At 29.6% G+C, this 17080-nt stretch carries 13 protein-coding genes; 1 reads left to right on the top strand and 12 read right to left on the bottom strand.

Annotation, left to right across the window (positions count from 1 at the left end; all coding sequences use genetic code 4):
* The first annotated feature begins 13 nt into the window (after nucleotides 1-13).
* Nucleotides 14-784, top strand: coding sequence for a hypothetical protein (locus tag VBM91_RS01460; RefSeq protein WP_323189054.1), 771 nt, complete (start codon nucleotides 14-16; stop codon nucleotides 782-784).
* 42 nt (nucleotides 785-826) lie between these two features.
* On the opposite strand, the gene VBM91_RS01455 is transcribed toward VBM91_RS01460, so the two are convergent.
* The 12 genes from VBM91_RS01455 to VBM91_RS01400 form a co-directional block, all read right to left on the bottom strand.
* Nucleotides 827-1570 carry a hypothetical protein gene (locus VBM91_RS01455; protein ID WP_323189053.1) on the bottom strand — a complete coding sequence of 248 codons (744 nt, stop codon included), beginning with the start codon at nucleotides 1568-1570 and terminating at the stop codon, nucleotides 827-829.
* A gap of 106 nt (nucleotides 1571-1676) precedes the next feature.
* Nucleotides 1677-3461, bottom strand: coding sequence for a hypothetical protein (locus VBM91_RS01450; RefSeq protein WP_323189052.1), 1785 nt, complete (start codon nucleotides 3459-3461; stop codon nucleotides 1677-1679).
* A 175-nt stretch (nucleotides 3462-3636) separates the two neighbouring features.
* Nucleotides 3637-5679 carry a hypothetical protein gene (locus VBM91_RS01445; RefSeq protein WP_323189051.1) on the bottom strand — a complete coding sequence of 681 codons (2043 nt, stop codon included), beginning with the start codon at nucleotides 5677-5679 and terminating at the stop codon, nucleotides 3637-3639.
* 6 nt (nucleotides 5680-5685) lie between these two features.
* The gene (locus tag VBM91_RS01440; RefSeq protein WP_323177368.1) at nucleotides 5686-5958 is read right to left on the bottom strand and encodes a hypothetical protein; all 273 of its coding nucleotides are present in this window, start codon (nucleotides 5956-5958) and stop codon (nucleotides 5686-5688) included.
* A gap of 3 nt (nucleotides 5959-5961) precedes the next feature.
* Nucleotides 5962-6951 (bottom strand): carbohydrate ABC transporter permease, encoded by a 990-nt coding sequence (locus tag VBM91_RS01435; protein ID WP_323176522.1) that lies wholly within the window; start codon nucleotides 6949-6951, stop codon nucleotides 5962-5964.
* On the bottom strand, nucleotides 6908-7834 hold the full coding sequence (locus VBM91_RS01430) for a sugar ABC transporter permease (RefSeq protein WP_323189050.1): 927 nt from the start codon (nucleotides 7832-7834) through the stop codon (nucleotides 6908-6910). The genes VBM91_RS01435 and VBM91_RS01430 overlap by 44 nt, the downstream gene beginning before the upstream one ends.
* Nucleotides 7835-7958: 124 nt before the next feature.
* The gene (locus tag VBM91_RS01425) at nucleotides 7959-10037 is read right to left on the bottom strand and encodes an ATP-binding cassette domain-containing protein (RefSeq protein WP_323189049.1); all 2079 of its coding nucleotides are present in this window, start codon (nucleotides 10035-10037) and stop codon (nucleotides 7959-7961) included.
* 70 nt (nucleotides 10038-10107) lie between these two features.
* Entirely contained in the window at nucleotides 10108-11523 is a 1416-nt protein-coding gene (locus VBM91_RS01420; RefSeq protein ID WP_323189048.1) for a thermonuclease family protein, read from the bottom strand.
* 88 nt (nucleotides 11524-11611) lie between these two features.
* Nucleotides 11612-14017: a P68 family surface lipoprotein gene (locus VBM91_RS01415; protein ID WP_323189047.1), complete on the bottom strand. Its 2406-nt coding sequence runs from the start codon at nucleotides 14015-14017 to the stop codon at nucleotides 11612-11614.
* Nucleotides 14018-14328: 311 nt separating this feature from the next.
* Nucleotides 14329-15006, bottom strand: coding sequence for a TrkA family potassium uptake protein (locus VBM91_RS01410; RefSeq protein ID WP_323189046.1), 678 nt, complete (start codon nucleotides 15004-15006; stop codon nucleotides 14329-14331).
* A gap of 14 nt (nucleotides 15007-15020) precedes the next feature.
* Complete coding sequence (locus VBM91_RS01405) at nucleotides 15021-16592, bottom strand: potassium transporter TrkG (protein WP_323189073.1); 1572 nt, start codon at nucleotides 16590-16592, stop codon at nucleotides 15021-15023.
* Nucleotides 16593-16799: 207 nt separating this feature from the next.
* A complete protein-coding gene (locus VBM91_RS01400) occupies nucleotides 16800-17045 on the bottom strand; it encodes a YneF family protein (protein WP_323177362.1) in 246 nt (81 codons plus the stop codon).
* Nucleotides 17046-17080 lie beyond the last annotated feature (35 nt).

The following is a 17080-nucleotide window of genomic DNA, read 5'->3' as shown; positions in this document are numbered from 1 at the left end:
ATAAAGGAGTTTAATGAAATTAATATTTAACGATTTGCCAATTTGAGCTCACTTACTCATCTTAGCCGTATTTTTTGCAATTTTAATTGTAATACTAATTTTTGCGCATTCTTTCATTCAAAAAACTGTAAGATTAACAAATTCATATAAACAAATACAAATTCGAAAATGAAGTGAAGAAAATAAAGTTGTGAATAAAAAGTATTTAGATGGAGCTAAAAAGATTTTTAAATATATCACTATACCATTTATTATGCTTTCTGCTTGAATTTTTATTTCGCTTGTCCTTTCTATTATGGATATAGTATATGCAGCTAGAGAATTAAGTTTTAGCGTTTCACTTGATACATCTGTTTTATATACATTAATAATAGCATCCAGCTGCATAATAATCACATCAATGTTCATTTTTCATATTGTTATGTATTCTATACAATATGCAAAATTTGTTAAATTACTTAAACAAATCAAAAATAGCAAAATACAATGAAAAGAAAATGCAAAACTATTCACTAAAGCATATGACAATAATGGAAGCTCGACTGACTTTGAACTTAAAAATATTGGTGCAAATAGCGACTTTAATAAATTTATGAATAATGGTGTTATAGGATTAACTGTTAAAGGTGTAAGAGAGTTGTTTGCTCCTAAATTATGAAAATGAAACAAAGAAACTTACAGCGATATTACATACTTTGTATTCAATTTTGAAGATATCGAAGAATTTTTAGTTAATGAAAATGATTCATATGTTAGAGTTTGAAAAGAATTAAATCAAAAGTAAATAAAAATCAACTAGATAGAAAATTCTAGTTGATTTTTTTAATTAATAAAACTTTTTAATTAATTGGTAAAGTGATTCTACAACATTTGTATCATCGACATGCATTGAATCAACATTTACATATTGAGTGTCAAATAATGCATAGTATAGAACCTTACCCTCTTTAAATCATTTAGGTAATATTGCGTTTTTATATAATTTTGTGAAATTTGGAAGTCTATATGAGAGTGTTGTTGCTCTGTTTTTGATTATTAATTTGTCTAATTTCATTTTTTTAGGAAATTCTTTAGTTGAAATTTTTGAATAGAAATAATCTGCAAGATCTTTATGTTCTTCTGTTATATCAATAATTTCTCAAGCTCTCATTGTTTTATGTCATACACGAGCTACTACAATGAAGTTTTTAAATAATAAATATGAGAAGTATCCGTTCATTAAGATTAAAGCAATGATAATAAGTAAGTTTGTTATTCTAGTAATACCTTTGTCAGTATTTGTTCCTAAAAAATCTTTTAAAAAATATACTGATGCAAGACAAATTGCAAATACATTAAAAATAAATTGCAGCGAAATCAAAATAATTAACATAATGTAATGAAAGTTTCAATATTTGTTCATCCTTTCATCAATTTTGTAAGAATTAAAGAATTTTTCATTATTTTGAAAATGTACTGCATTCATTTTTGCATGATTAATGAAGTTTCCATAAGTAATAGCAATAGATGCAAACAGCAATAGTCCTGTACTACTAAATGCAACTGCTAATCAAAAAAATACACTTGACATAAGACTCCTTTTAGTTTATTGATATTTATTTTAATAATTTTACATTATTAAAATTAAAATAAAAATAACTAGATTAATCTAGCTATTTTTCAGATTTATATAATCATTATATTAATGGAATTTCAGCTTTGAATGAATCTCCAATTTTGTTGTTTTTAAAACTTGTAGGATCAAAGATATTTGCATCATAGATAATTACAACTTGCTCTTTTTGAGAGTCGTATTTAGCTCATTTACTATCTTGAGGGTATACTGCCTCTTCTCTGTCTTGAGCAATCATTTTTCAATTTGAACCATCTTTATTTAATTCATCTAATATAGCTTGAACTTTATCTGCCCTGTCATAGTTAATTTCAGTTAAACCAACTATGTCAAATCCTAATGCTTTAATAATTTTTGAGATTGATATATATTTGAAATCTCTAGTACTTAGGAATGTTGCATAATCATCAGATGTTCCATAGTTTAACACATTTCAGTGAGCTATACGAAGTGCGTTAGCATCTTTTCTATGTAAATCTATAGAATGGTTTGAATGTGGTAAAGTAACATTATTTTTAACTTTAACATCAGTTCACACAGGAGCATGATCTGATAATCTAGCTCTAATTGGTTCTTTAGGTTTATTACTTGTGTAGTAATTTAAGTTCATATCTTCAGTTGCAAGCACATTATTTCTAAATGAACTTCAAATATCAAATTTAAATGCTAATTCAGGTGCATTAACTTGTGTCAATGTTTCTAAATGTTGTTTATTTTTGTTCTTAAAGAACATTTTATCATATGGTTGTGAATATACACCATTTGTTCTACCTAATGATGTGTAGTGAGTCTTATCGTCAGCTTCGCCTAAATTAGTAATTGTAAATTTATAGCTTTCTGGATAAAGATTTTGAATACTGAAGAAATCAGCACTAATGTTTGTATCACCACCAAAAATAACAAAACTATTATCTTGTGAAATTGATTCAAAATGTCTTGCTACATTTGGTAATCCTAAAAATTCAGAAACTTCTTGAGCACCTGCCGATTTTGGTTTACCATTTGCTGTTTTAATATTGAAGTAGTCAGAATTTATTGATTGTTCATCTTTAGCATTTTTAGCAACACCTGGAGAGTCTAAGTGAGCGAAAATTGTTGTGAAGTATGTATTGTCATTTTTGAGTTTAAATTGTGCTCCAAAAGGCGGTCTAACATATACTGTTCTTTTTTCGCTATTAATAATGTATCCTTCAGGTTCTTCTGGATTAACAGGCTCTGGTTGAGGGTTAGGATTTTCGTTTCCTGGATTAGGATTGTTTGGTTGTGGGTTTGTTGGTTCTGCAGGAGGATTTTGAGTACCTGGGTTATTTGTTGGAGTAGTTGGTTGTTCTGGAGTTGTAGTTGTTTCTTCTCCAAATAAGAAGACTTGTTCTCCACCTTTATTGTGTAGTTTATCTCAGAAACGAAGAGTAACCTTTTTATCCTTTTTGTTAAATCTACATCTAATTTTCTTTGTTCTTAATCTTTTATTGTTAGCATCCGTTTCATTTCTGTATAAGTCATGTTTTCTTCTATCGAATCTGAAGACAAATTCTTTAACAGTTCCTTTTTTAACAAAAACATTACCATCATCATCTAATGTTAAATCAAATTCAACTTCTTTTGTGTTGTTTTGATCTAATGATTCTACATAGTTTGTTAATGTTTCTTTTGTATTATCTAATGAAACTGAAACACTGAGAGGTTGAACTGATAATGATGGTGTGGGTTGTTCTGGATTAGATGGGTTTTGTCCATCAACTGGAGTTGCTGGTTTATCTGATTCTGTTGACTTGCATGAAACAGCAATAGTCGCGACTGTTGGTATTGAAATAAGTGAAGTTAAAAGTAATTTAAATTTAGTTTGCATATTGTGCCCCCTTAACTTAATTTAATGTGAACTTTACATATTTTTAATTGTAATAAATTTACGAAATTTGTTAAGGTTAAATTCAAATTTAATTAATTTTTTTCACATTTTGTGAAAATTAAAAAAGCAAAACCTTTTTAAGATTTTGCCTTTGTTTTTCAACTTTTTTGAATTCTTATTTAATATTTGCATATGGAAGATACTCAGCTGATACTGTGTATCCTGTTGGTAATGAAGTTTGAATTTGACTATTAATGTATTCAACTGATAAGTTTGAAATATCTTTTCTTGAACCAATACTGTTAACTAATTTCTTAGTTGCATTTTCTCCTTCACCTTCATTTACATATTCATTGCTTGTGTAATAGAATTCTGTGTAAAGTTTAAATACATCTAAGAAGTATCATTCACCTGTTTTTCTATTTTGGAATTCTAATCAGTAACTATTTTCAAGTTCTGGTGAATTTCCACGAATTACTTGGATGTTTGTGATACCTAATGTAAATCCTATTTTTGCAAATAATTCTGCAAATGATTGAACGTTTGTACCAACTTTAGCTTTTCCTTGTAATAACTTTTTGAATGATTGTTCATAACCTTCTTGTAAAGTTACATCTATTGTTGCTTCTAAGTTTGTTGCTCTTCTAGGTAACTTGTATTGATGAGTCATAATTGCATCAATTTCTTTATCAATAGCTTTAGTTTCATCATTTTCAACACCATTATTTGCCTTTAATAAAGCAATTTTTTGAAGTTCAATTTCTTTTAATCTTGCAATATCTGTCATCATTTGGTCATAAATTGGTTGACAGTGATCAAGATACGCTTGGAATACTTCTCTATCTTTGGCTTTAGTTGTTGATGCTTCTAATTTCATTCTAGCATTTTGGTATTGTCCTTGTAATGATGTGAAGTACCCATATGCTGTAAGAGGTTCTGTACCAAATCAAGCTAAATATTTGTGTGTTTGGAAGAATTTAAGTGGGTCAGCACTAAATTCAGATGCCTCTTCAGGTGTAAGAGCTGTTTGATTGAACTCTGTAATATTATGAGATGTTATCTTATTAATGTTATCAATTGAAATTTGTTTAAAGATTTTGAAATCATCTGATGGTTCATTTGTATCTGGGTTTAATCCATCAATGAAGTATAAAGGTGAAAATCCTCCTCCAACTCCCATTAATGATTGAGTCATAATGTTTCCATCTTTATCTCTTTTAATTGTGAATGATTGTGATTTTTGTATTAATAAGTTAACAATATTAGAAACCATATCACGTTCTTTAGAAATTGTTGAATCATAATCAAAGTTTAATAATGAACCTTGAATTGTTTTAAAGAATGATTGGAAAAGTGATGAAGAAATACCTGAATTAGTTTTGTTAACTACTGAGAAATTGATTGTGTAACTTCTATCAGCTGCATTTTGTTTAAGAATTCTGCTATTTGAATCTCTTGTTTCATCTTCAATAATAGCATCCATAAATGGAGAATTTTTAAAGTAAATTTTAAGAGCTTCTTTAACATCTTCTAATGAAATGAATTTAGCAGGATCTTCGTTGAAGAAAACAACTTTCATTAATGAATCAATTTTTGAAATGATTGCAATTTGTTTTTCTGAGTAACCTGCTTCTTCTAACTGTTTAGCAGTTAATTTTTGAATTGCAACTTTTTCGAAATCTTCAACTTTTTCAGTAGGGTGTTTTGTATTTGTATCTTTTGAAGCGTAATAGTCATTAAGTAATGTTGCAACGCTACCAACTAATGTACGTGCCTTATCTTTTGCATCATTATTTGCATCTTTTAATGTTTCTGAAAATACTTTTTCATCTACTGAAATTGATTTGTGGTTTTCGCTAATTGTATATAACTTATCAGCAACAATTTTTACATCATCGTTTTTAATATCGAATGAATTTTTGAATAAGAAATCTCAGTATGTGAATGTATAAGTCATAACATTACTGTTATCAAGTTCTTTAAATAATTGAATTAAAGCAGGTTTTTGTTCTCATTCTTTAAATTTAGCTATAACATCAGCATCTTTACTTCTCTCTTGTGTTCTTTTTACAAATGAGTTATTGACATCATAGTTTTTAGCAAATTTTACAGTAACATCATCTTCATATAAACATGAGACTGCTGTAAGTGGCATTGTTACAACTGCAGCTGTTCCTAGTAAAAATGGGAAAGCTTTTTTAGAGAATAATTTTTTCATAAATAACTATCCTAGCATTTCAGAATATCTTCAAGATTTAATTCCAGCATATGTTATGACTGAACCCATCAAGAATAATAAGCATGAAAATGCTAAACCTCCTATTGAATAAGCTTTTGTGTATTGATATGATTGTAAAATTTTAGCATCTAAGGTAGTTTTGTTAATATCAAGTAATGATTGAACATTATTAATTAAAATTGATAAACCAATAATTGCACCTAATGCAACCACTGTCAATATTGCTCAAATAACAACTTTTGTTCTAACGTTTTTCATATACTATCCTTTAATTGTTGAACCTTGTCTACTGATTGATGCCATAATACGTTTTCTAAAGATTAAGAAGAATAAGAACACAGGAATAATTGAAAGAAGTGATGCAGCTAATTTAACGTTTTGCATTGTGTTTGCTCCTGATTCTGGATCACTTGGATCGAATCCGGCTTTGAATAATCACACTGACATAACTTGTAAGTCTTGACCACCAATTGTAGAAATAAGAGCTGGTCATAAGTATGAGTTTCATGAAGCAAGAGATGTAAGAATAACGATTGTTAATGTTGTTGGCATAACCATTGGGAATGCAACTTTGAATAAGTATTTCATTCCTCCAGCACCATCAACAAGTGAAACTTCTTTAATTCTTCCAGGGATTGCTTCGAAAGCATTTTTATACATAACTGTATTGAAAATACTTGCTGTGAATGGGAACGCAACTGCTAATAAGAATGTAATGTAAGTTTTGTAAAGTTTTGTTTTAAGAACAATTAAATATTGTCCTGATAATAAGGCAACTTCTGGTAACACAAGTAAAGCAAGGGCAATAAATCACACAAGTCCTTTTCCACGTCAGTTTCTTAGTGAGAATGCATATCCCATTAAGAATGTAACAAAGACCTTAAGTACAACTGAAATAATAACGTTGAACATTGTGAATACAAAGGCCTTACCATAACCTGTTGAGAATGCTCTCTTATAAGTGTTAGCTACAACTTCAGATCATGAAGCAATAACAAGGTGCCCTTCTATGTATGTTTTTCCTTCTGCAAATGAAGGTAAGAATTTAAATTGTTGTTTTAATGATTGAGATTCACCATCGTTCATTAATGAAATTGAGATCATGTAGAAGAATGGGAATAGGATAATAACTCCAAATAATGCAAGTAAGAATAATTTTAATGCTGATGAGGTAAGAACTTTTGAAAATGAAGTCTCTTTAACTTGACTAGCTGACTTCTCTTGATTTTTGCGCAATTTCTTTTGCATCATGCGCTTGTGTATTCATAACTTTAACTCAAACATTTCTTTCTCCTAAGTTATTTAATGTTAACTGCATCAAGAAGAATCCTCCACGGATCATTGATGAGAATATTACCCCGATCACGAATAGCGAGATACTTGCTGCTCCGGCTAAACGTCTGTCCCCTGTAGATGTAGCGTAGTACACGAACATCATAAGAGATGAACCCCCGTTGTTTAAAGCGTTATTTGGTTTGTTTTCAAATAATGCTAATGGGAATACTTTAAGACCACCAATAATTCCTAATGTAATTAAGAAGTTAATTGTACTTTTAATTGATGGTAATGTAATTGCGAAAAATTGTTTAACTTCACCTGTTCCATCAATTGATGCTGAACGGTATAAGTTTTTATCAACACCCAACATAGCTGTTGTGAAGATTAAGATATTGAAAGCAAGACCACTTCAAATACCATTAATAATCATAGCTACAAGAGCGTTGAATGTGTAAGGATCACCTGTTGTTAATCATGGAATATTTTTTCCGATTAATTGGTTAACAAGTCCATATGTACTGAATAATTGAATGAATGCTAAAGAAACAGCAACAGCATTTGTAACATAAGGCATGAAGAATACTGTTTGTCAAAATCCTCTAGCTCACTTTCTGTAAAGCTTAGCAATAACTGATGATACTACTAAGGCAATCATCATAACAAATGGAAGAACAAATAAACCATAGATAAATGAGTTTCTAACCCCAACAGCAAAGTATTGGTTTGTGAAAACACTTGCATAGTTTTGTCCTGTTAATGATCCTGTTTCTGTTGTTAATGATTCATAAATATTAATGAATAAAGGTGTAATTGTGAATAATGATAACAATATAACACCTGGTAATAAGAATAACATCGGAATTCAAAACGGTGTTTTCTTATCTAAAATCGTGTGTGATAAAGTAGATTTTCTTTTTGCTTGTTTTTTTATAGATCAATTAAACAAGAAAGGAAAATTTTCTTGTATAAAACTATGAAACTTATTTCTTGATATCATATTCTATTCTCTCTTCAGATAAAGCATCGAAAATGTGTAATTTCTTCAATGGTACATCGAAGTAAATTTCATCATTTTTAGCAAATGAGTAGTTGTTGTCTAATAAGAAGTTAATTCTTCCTACTCCTTCAACTAAAACAACTAATTTACTTTCTTTTCCGAAGTTTTCTACCACTACTACTTTACCTTTGAACATAGAACCTTGTTCTTTTGATTTAATAATGAAATCTTCTGAACGAACACCAATGTTTAATGTGATGTTGTCTTTATTGTCGTGAAGTTTGATTTCTGGAAGTTTTACGTCAGCCATTGTAACTACACCATCTTTAACTTCTGATTTGAATAATCCCATTTCTGGCATACCAAGGAATCTTGCAACGAATTGGTTTCTTGGTTTTGAGTAAAGTTCCATTGGTGTACCCATTTGTTGAACTCTAGCAGTTGACATACATACGATAATGTCTGAAATAGACATAGCTTCCTCTTGGTCGTGTGTAACGAAAACTGTTGTAATACCTAATGATTGTTGGATTTCTCTAATTCATTGACGAGTTGAGATACGTAATTTAGCATCTAAGTTTGAAAGTGGCTCGTCCATTAAAAGAATTTGAGGTTTTTTAACAATAGCACGTGCAATAGAAACACGTTGTTGTTGACCTCCTGATAAACGAGTAGGTTTCTTTTGTAAGATGTGAACAATTTCTACACGTTTAGCAACTTCCATAACTTCGTTGTGAATAGCTTTTTTAAGACTGATAACTTTCTTAGATAATTCTCTAATTTGTTCTCTGTCTTCATCTGATAATAAAGCAAAACCAATAGTTTTTCTTTCTCTTTTCATTGCTTCTTTAACAGAATATTTGTCTTCAAGTTCTTCAACAATACTGTAGAAGTGTTCTTCAGCTACTTTTGGTAATCTCTTTTCATCAGAAACTAATCCTAAGTATTCTTCATCTTCTTTTATTGTTTTGTTGTATTCTGCTTTAGCGTCTAAGTATGCAGCTTTTTTTTCAGCTTTTTCTACTTGGTATCTAGCAATGATTTCTTTTTGTTTTAATAAGAATTTGTAACGAGTTAATAATTTAATAGCTTTTTGTTCTAATTTAATAATTGCTATTCTGTCTTTTAGGACTAATTCACTTAAATCAAGTTGAACTAACTCAGCTGTGAAATCTTGTAAACTATTAATTCTTTCTTGATACTCTTCTTCTGATTTTGGTTTTGAGAATTTAAGAATGCTCTTGTCATATGAAGCTAAGAATTCTGATTGTTTTAATTCATTTTCATTAATTAACCCATTAGCTTTATCATGAGCGAACTTGTATTTAATGTCTTGGATTTTTGTCGCTGAATCTTGTTTTGTTTTTTTGTTAGTTTTAATAACATTCTTTGTTAATACTGAAATTTCTGCATTTTCGTGAACTACTGAAACTGAATAATCAGTGTGTGCTTTTTCAAGTTTGTTACTGATTCTTGAGTATGCTTCACTAACTTGACGTGAAATTTCAGTTTTAACTAATTTATAGTTTTTGAATGCTTTATTTAAGTGTTCAATTTCTGCTTCAGAAGCTCCTAATTTTCTTAAGTAAATAGAACGAATTCCATTTTTAGCTTCTTCTTTTTCTAAATAGAATTTTCTTTGTCATTCTGAGTCATTTCTTAATGGGAATGCAATATTGTGGTAAACACTCATGTGTGGGTATAAAGCATAGTTTTGGAAAACAAACCCTATTTTTCTGTTTTGAGGTGTGAAGTCAGTAACATCTTTACCTCTGAAAAGAATTTTTCCTGATGTAACTGTTAATAAACCTGCAATAGCATTAAGAGTTGTTGTTTTACCTGAACCAGATGGACCAAGTAATGTAACTAATTTTCCTTCTGGAATTCTAAAACTAACATTATCAACAGCTAATGTTTCACCGAAGTCAATGTTTAAGTTTTTTAATTCAATAGCAGGAATAGAATCAACATCAGTTGCTTCTAATTCTGAAACATATTGATTAATTTTACGAATATCTGCTTCGTGAGCTGATGAAAATGTTGTATTTTCTTTTTGTTTCATTTTATCCTTTCTTAATAAGAAAATTTAAAAACTAAAATTGCTTAAATCAATATTGTTAATTTTATTAATTCTAAGCCTCATTATTTTTTTGTAAGATTTTGTAAAGTTCCTCAAATGCTTGTCATTTACTATTTCTTTTTGCTATATAAACATATTTTTCAATTTGTTCCGCTTGTTCAAAGTAGTGGAAAAATCCTAATTTGTTTTCACGAGCATGGTTAAATGCTAATGCAATTTCTGGATAAATGCTGTTTACGTAGTTTGGAGAAGTTTTTGGTTCATTGTAATTTGCTTTTCAGTTAGCAAATGAATCATATGGTAATGTTAATCCTTCTCTTGTAATCTCTGCGTTATATGAATATCCAAAATCCTCACCAAAGAATATATCTGCAGTTAATCTACCATATGAGTCAGAACCAGATGTGAATCCGATTTTAACTTCATTTTTAACATTATAGAATTCTGAATTTGGATCATCATTAAATAAGATTTGTTTTCCAAATTTTGATGATAATAATGCAAATCCATATTCGAATGGACAAGATAAAGTACTTGATACAGCTTTTTCTGGTGTGTCAATTCCTGAATATCTGATTGTGTATTTTGATCCTTTTGTTATAGAAGTGTTAATCATTTTCTTGTCTTCTAATGCTACAACAGTTGCTGTATCACCATCTGATACGCTAATAACTTTAGCTCTAAATGAGTTCATATCAATGAGTTTGTTGTTTCAATCGATAGATAATTTTTTCATTTTTGTATAAGATGGTTTTACTTCGAAATCAGACAATTTAGGTGTAATTGTAGAAGAAACGTTTAAACCGCTAGCTTGTGCAACAGTGCTAAATTTAGGCACTTTTCATAATTGACCATCTAATTTAATTGAAACTTCGAAATTAAAGTTAATTAATACAGGAATAGATGTCATATTTTGTAATAAAGTTTCTCTATTTGGTAAATCTTGTTTGAAATAATCACTTTTTGTATTTAATCCCATTGAATATGGATTTTTTTTATCTATTTTTACAATAACTTCATATTTTTTACCTGCATTTATATCATTAATAAAGTATGTATATTCTTTATTAATGAATGACTCTTCATATGATACAGCTGAATTAGAAGGAATTAAATATTGTGATTGTGCAACTATTTCAGGGTTAATGCTGAAACCAGAAGTCATCTCATTATTAAGATCAGCACCAATAACATCTTTAATAGAATCAATAGCTTTAGCGAATTCAACTCTTGAATCTATAGATTCAATTGCCGGAACAACTTGTGCTGTTTTAGTAAATTTATTTTTTTCAAATTTTAAAGAAGTTAGAACAGGACCACCCACTTCTACATCCACTATGTTAGTACCCTCTCGAACTTTAACGACAGTAGCTTTATTGCCGTAACCACATGAAACACTCATTGCAATTGGTGTTAATGATAATGCTGAACCTAATACTAAAGGTATTAATTTATTTTTTAGCTTCATGTTTCTCCTTAATTTAAAAGCAAAAATATAGTTTTAACATAATTAAAACTATATTTTCATTTGTTTTTTTAATGTATGAGAATTTTTGTTATTTAACTGTAGCGTTTCTAATAAAGTCCTCAAATGTTGGTTTTGCATGTGAAGAATCTGCTTTGTTTGAATCGATTCCTGCTTGTAATGAGTCTCATGCTCCTTGAACTCCACTTCTGAATGAATCAGCAAAAATTGCTCCTGGTTCTTCAAATGTTACATATGGAACTTCATCTGCATCTGTTGACTTAGCAACGTTTGAGAATAATTCGAATGCTGTTTTTAAGTATGGGTTAAGTTTTCCTTTTGTAGGGAAATCTGTATTCTTTTCAAATCCTTTGTAAGGAAGAATGTATCCCATAGCACTTTGGAACATGTCACGTGGTGTTAAGTTTTCTGCAATAACTTCTTCTGCTCCATTGTTACCTTGAATTGTGAATCTTTCATATGTAGTTTCTGATGTCATTAATCAGTTTACAAATAATTTTGTTGCAAGATCACCTGCTTCAGTTGTATGAACACCGATCATTGATGGTCCTTGTACATAAACAACATTATATGGATCTTCAGAAGTTCATCTAAGTGGTACTGGTTGAGAAATTAATTCCTCTTTACCTAATAATTCAAGAGCTGTAGCTACTTTAATTGTGTATCCCATTGCAGTTAATTTAGCAACAAGAGCTTCGTCAGTGTTTTTAAGTGATTTGTTATCAACTGAATCTAAAAGTAAAATTCCATAGTATTTTGTGCCATTTTTCTTTTTCAATTCAGCAACTGGAACGTTTTGTGCTTTAGCTTTTTCGATAATTTTGTCGCTACCGTCTTTGTTAATTATAATTAATGATGCTTTTGGTAATGCTTCATCTGTTAATGCACTAGTAAATGTTGTTTCTTCAGCTGCATTAACAAATTGAAGTTCATAATTAGCACTTTTACCATCAGGGAATGTTGCTTCTGATGCACTGTGAATTGCATTTTTGTATTTTCCGAATGCTAATTTTCCAGATTCTAATTTTGATAATAAAACTAATCCTGGAGTGCTCTTGTTTTCAGAAAGTTTTAATGAGCTTCCTTTTTCATCGATTTTTAATGATGCGCCTTTGTTAAGGCTGTTATTTAAATTTGATGATTCACCTGAAACATAGTTGTGTGAATATCCAGCTGTTGAACCGATTGAAAACGCCATGTAGTGTTTTGTTTGGTCATTTGATGAATATTGACCACCAGGATAGATTTTTAATCCTCCTGTTTCAATAGCGGCTTTTGTTTTGTTAAAGATTTCTTGAGTTTTTACATAAGCTGATGTACTTTGTTTTTTAAGAACATCATAGTTGATAGATAATTTTCCACCATTTCTTGATACTGATTCAATCATTGCTGCTGAAGCTTGTTTAAGGGCATCTTCTTGAGTTAATGTTGTTCCTGCTGATTTAGCTGCATCAACTTGGTCTTTAAGTAAAGCACTATATAAAGCTTGGTTGTATAAAGCTGTATAGTCGTCTACTCCAAATACGTGTAATGTTGAATTTGTTGCAGCTGAGTTTACAAATAATTTTTGTGCCATAGCTGCAAAATCAAGTAATTCAGCATATGAGTTAAAAATTGCTTTACTTAATTTCTTAACATTACCACCTGTTCCTTTGTATTCGTTAACAATTGTTTCAACGTTTGCAACAGGTTCTCCTCAGATTTTCTTAACACCTTCACGGTCTCCTTGACCTTTTGCTTTAATGTTGTTGTATTCTTCTTGGAAATCTTCTGCAACTACCATACCTTTTTCTACTAAAGTATCAAGAATGTATGAAAGAACCGGTGCGTTAATTGAGAAAATTGTTGTTGATTTAAACGCAGGTAAAATTCATGTTGATGGTAAATCAATATGTTCTGTTTGGAAGTTAGAAGTAATGAATTTTTCTGAGAATTGTGATAAATCTGTACTTGCTGATTTTAAGTTATCATTAAAACTTAAAAGCATTTTTGCTTTTGCTAACTCTGAAGCAACTGTACTATAGTTTAAGATAAGGTTCATAAAGTCTGAGTTTTGTTTTGATGAAAGACCTTTTGTAACAATATCTTTACCAGCTGAGTATCCTGAACCTAAACGTTTTAGTCCTACTGGTAATGAACCTTTAAGTTTTGGTGCAACTTCTGTATTGTATTTTTCAACTAAAGCTGCTAAAGCTTTTTGTTGAACACCACCATCTGAGAATGTGTGGCCAATAAGAATTTTGTCACCAACTGTAATTGTGTAAGGTTCAGTTGATGACATGTTAGGTGTTTCATTGTTTAAAATTCTGTCACCTAATGTTGAACCATTAATTTCTGATCCATTTTTTTCTTCTTGAGTAAATGTTTCACCAGATGCGCTTACACCACCTTCTTTACCACAAGAGATTGAAATAACTGGAGCTGTAAGAGCTAATAAAGCTGCTCCGTTAATTAATAATTTTTTGAATTTTGTCATTTTATCTCCTATATTGAAATAAAAATTTGAATAAATTTAAATTGTTTTGTTTAGATATTTTTGTTATGAGATTCTATTAGAAATCAATATACACAAATATTTTTTACGAATATGAATGTGAAAATTTCTAATTTCTAAAATTGAAAAAAAGTCAATTTAATTTCTGTATATTAGATTTCGTATTTATTATAAATAAATAAATAAATTTATTTATAAATATTTTCAAAAATTACTTATTTTTTTCACATTTTGTGAAAAAATAAGAAAAAAATAACTCCACATGTGGATAACTTACACGTGGAATTGAAATTTTAGTCTACTTTATTAAATCATTCAAGCGCAGTTGTTACATCACCTATCTCACCGATGATTGTAATATTGTCATCTTTATGTAATGTAACATCTCCTGTTGCGCGTTTAAAAACTTTATCAGCTGATTGAATTAAAACAATAGTGATACTCTTTTCATTTAAACCAATTTCCTTAACTTGTTTGTTAAATAAGTTTTGGTTCTTAATTTTTGTTGAACCAACAACAAAGTTTCCTCCAATTTCTTGAAGTGTTTCACTATATCGAATAAAGTTTTTGTTTGCTGCAATTAAAGCTGTTCTTGTACCTGATTCAAACTCAGGACGAATAATCACGTTAACACCAATTTGTTTTAAAACTCTTGCGTGACGTTTTGTTGATGCTCTTGCAATAATGTTTTTTACTTTAAGTTCTAAAAGTGCAGCAACAATTTCGATGTTGTCTGATACAGCAACAACAACGGTTTCCATTTGGTCAATACCAATAGCTTGAAGTGTTCTTGTATCAGCTGCATCACCAATGATAATTTTGTCAACTTCATCTGCATAAAGTTTCGCATTTTCATCATCTTTATCTAAAATAACAACGTCTTTTTTAAGTTTAATTAATTGATCGATAACAGCTTGACCGAATCTTCCTGTGCCGATAACTACTATTTCATTTTCATATTTGAGTTTCATATTTTCTCCAATCATTAACCAATGATAATGTCAGCTTCAACATATTCATAAGTACGACTAAAATCTTTTTTACGTTTTCAAACATTAAGTGTTGAACTAATTCCAAATTGCCCAATGAACATAACAATAATTAATGTTAATTTTGAAACTATATTTAAGTTTTTTGTAATTCCTGATGATAAACCAGTTGTTCCAAAGGCGCTTGCTACTTCGAAAATTAAATTTTCCATTGAGAATCCTTCATTAGGATCTTGCAAGAATGCGTTTTCGATTTTTCCACCATAATCTTGGAATGAACTGAATAGAATCATTGAAGCAATAAGAATAATAATTGTTGCAATTGTTAATATTTTTGCAGACATATTAACAGTGTCTTGGTTGATAGCTCTCTTGAACACTCTAACTCTTGGTCTACCAAATAAAATTCTATATAGACCTAGAATTATAAGAGCTAAAGTTGTGGTTCTTATACCTCCACCGGTTGATGCAGGTGCTGAACCAATTATCATCATAAAGATAAACACAAAGGTTGAACCGTGTGTAAAATGTTTCATATTTACAGTAGCAAATCCAGCACTTCTTGTTGAAAGAGATGTGAAGAATACTGCAAAGAATTTATCAAATGTATTCCCGTATAATTGACCTTTTTCAATGTATTGCTTAAGATTTGAGAATTTTTCTAATTCTAAATCTTGGACATTTGCACCTTTTGAGAATCATTCAATGTAAGCTTTGTGAGTTTCATTACCAACACCCACAGGTAAGTGATATTGATTTCACAATGAATATGGATTTGAAGATGAAAGTTCAAATCCTAAGGAAATTCCAAATCCAATTAGAAATACAAATACATAAGTTGTAAGTGAAACTTTGGTGAATATTGAAAATTTAAATTGTGTATCCTTTCTTCTAAGTTTGCGTTTGATATAAGACACAATGTCGTGAAGAGCTGGATAACCTAATCCACCAATAATAAGTAAGATAATAAAGCAAATTTGTAAGAAGTAATTTTGATAATACGGCATAAGTGAAGAGCTTGACATAATATCAAAACCAGCATTATTGATTGCTGATATAGTATGGAAAATTCCATATTTTAAAGAAAGAACAAAATTACCTTGAGGATTTTTGAATGAACCATCAGTTAAAATTTGTTTCATTCCCTCTGTATGTTTTGGTGTTGCGAAATAGAAATAAAATGTAAGAATAACACTGAATAAACAAATACAAATAAAAATAAATTTAACTGATGAAATAATTAATTTTGTAGTCTGTGTTACATCAGATACACCCCGTTCAGTTTGCATAATTTTAATCTCAGCAAGGGTGGATGTTTTTTTACCAAATAAGTAGTTGATAGCAAAAAACTTCAGTGCAAAAATACCGATTCCACCAGCTAAAATCAAGATAGCAATAATTGCTTGACCTAAATCATTTCACTGGCTAAATGTATCAACAGTCACTAGACCGGTATCACTAAATGCACTAGCTGTTGTGAAAAATGCATCAATGTATTTAACACGTGCAGCTTCAGGATTTTGTGCTATTGGTGAGAACAAAATCAAACTGGAAACTAGAATAATCAATAAGTAAATAAATAATAAATACTTAAGTTTTGATATGTTGTTTTTTCAATATCAAAACTTTCTAATTAATTTTGCTAATCTCGAGTTCTGAATCCTTAACTTAATACTATAAGAAGTCTTACTCAAAATTCCTCCAAACTTACATTATTAAATGTAATTTAATTATATTAAATTAAAAAAATTCATTATTAAAATGAATTTATTAAATTATTTTTTATTTTTTTCAGCATTCATTGATTTCATAATTTGACGAATTTGTGTTTCTGATGCTGTTCTACCCATTTGTTTGAACATTACTCTAATCATTTTTTCATTGATAGGTGGGTTTTCTCTAAGTTGTTTTTCAAACATTCTTTTAGCAATAAAGAATGTTACTAAAGCAGCTGCAATAACTACAAATATTACAACAGCAATAATCATCCCAACAAATGCTCCAGTTTGCATTTCAACCATAATTATTCTCCTTAAAATAAATTTTGTAATGAGTT

The sequence above is a fragment of the Mycoplasma sp. 2248 genome, from assembly GCF_034863245.1.
Lineage (GTDB): Bacteria > Bacillota_I > Bacilli_A > Mycoplasmatales > Metamycoplasmataceae > Mycoplasmopsis.
Note: the sequence above shows the minus strand (reverse complement) of the source record. Positions and strands in the feature narration are given on the sequence as shown.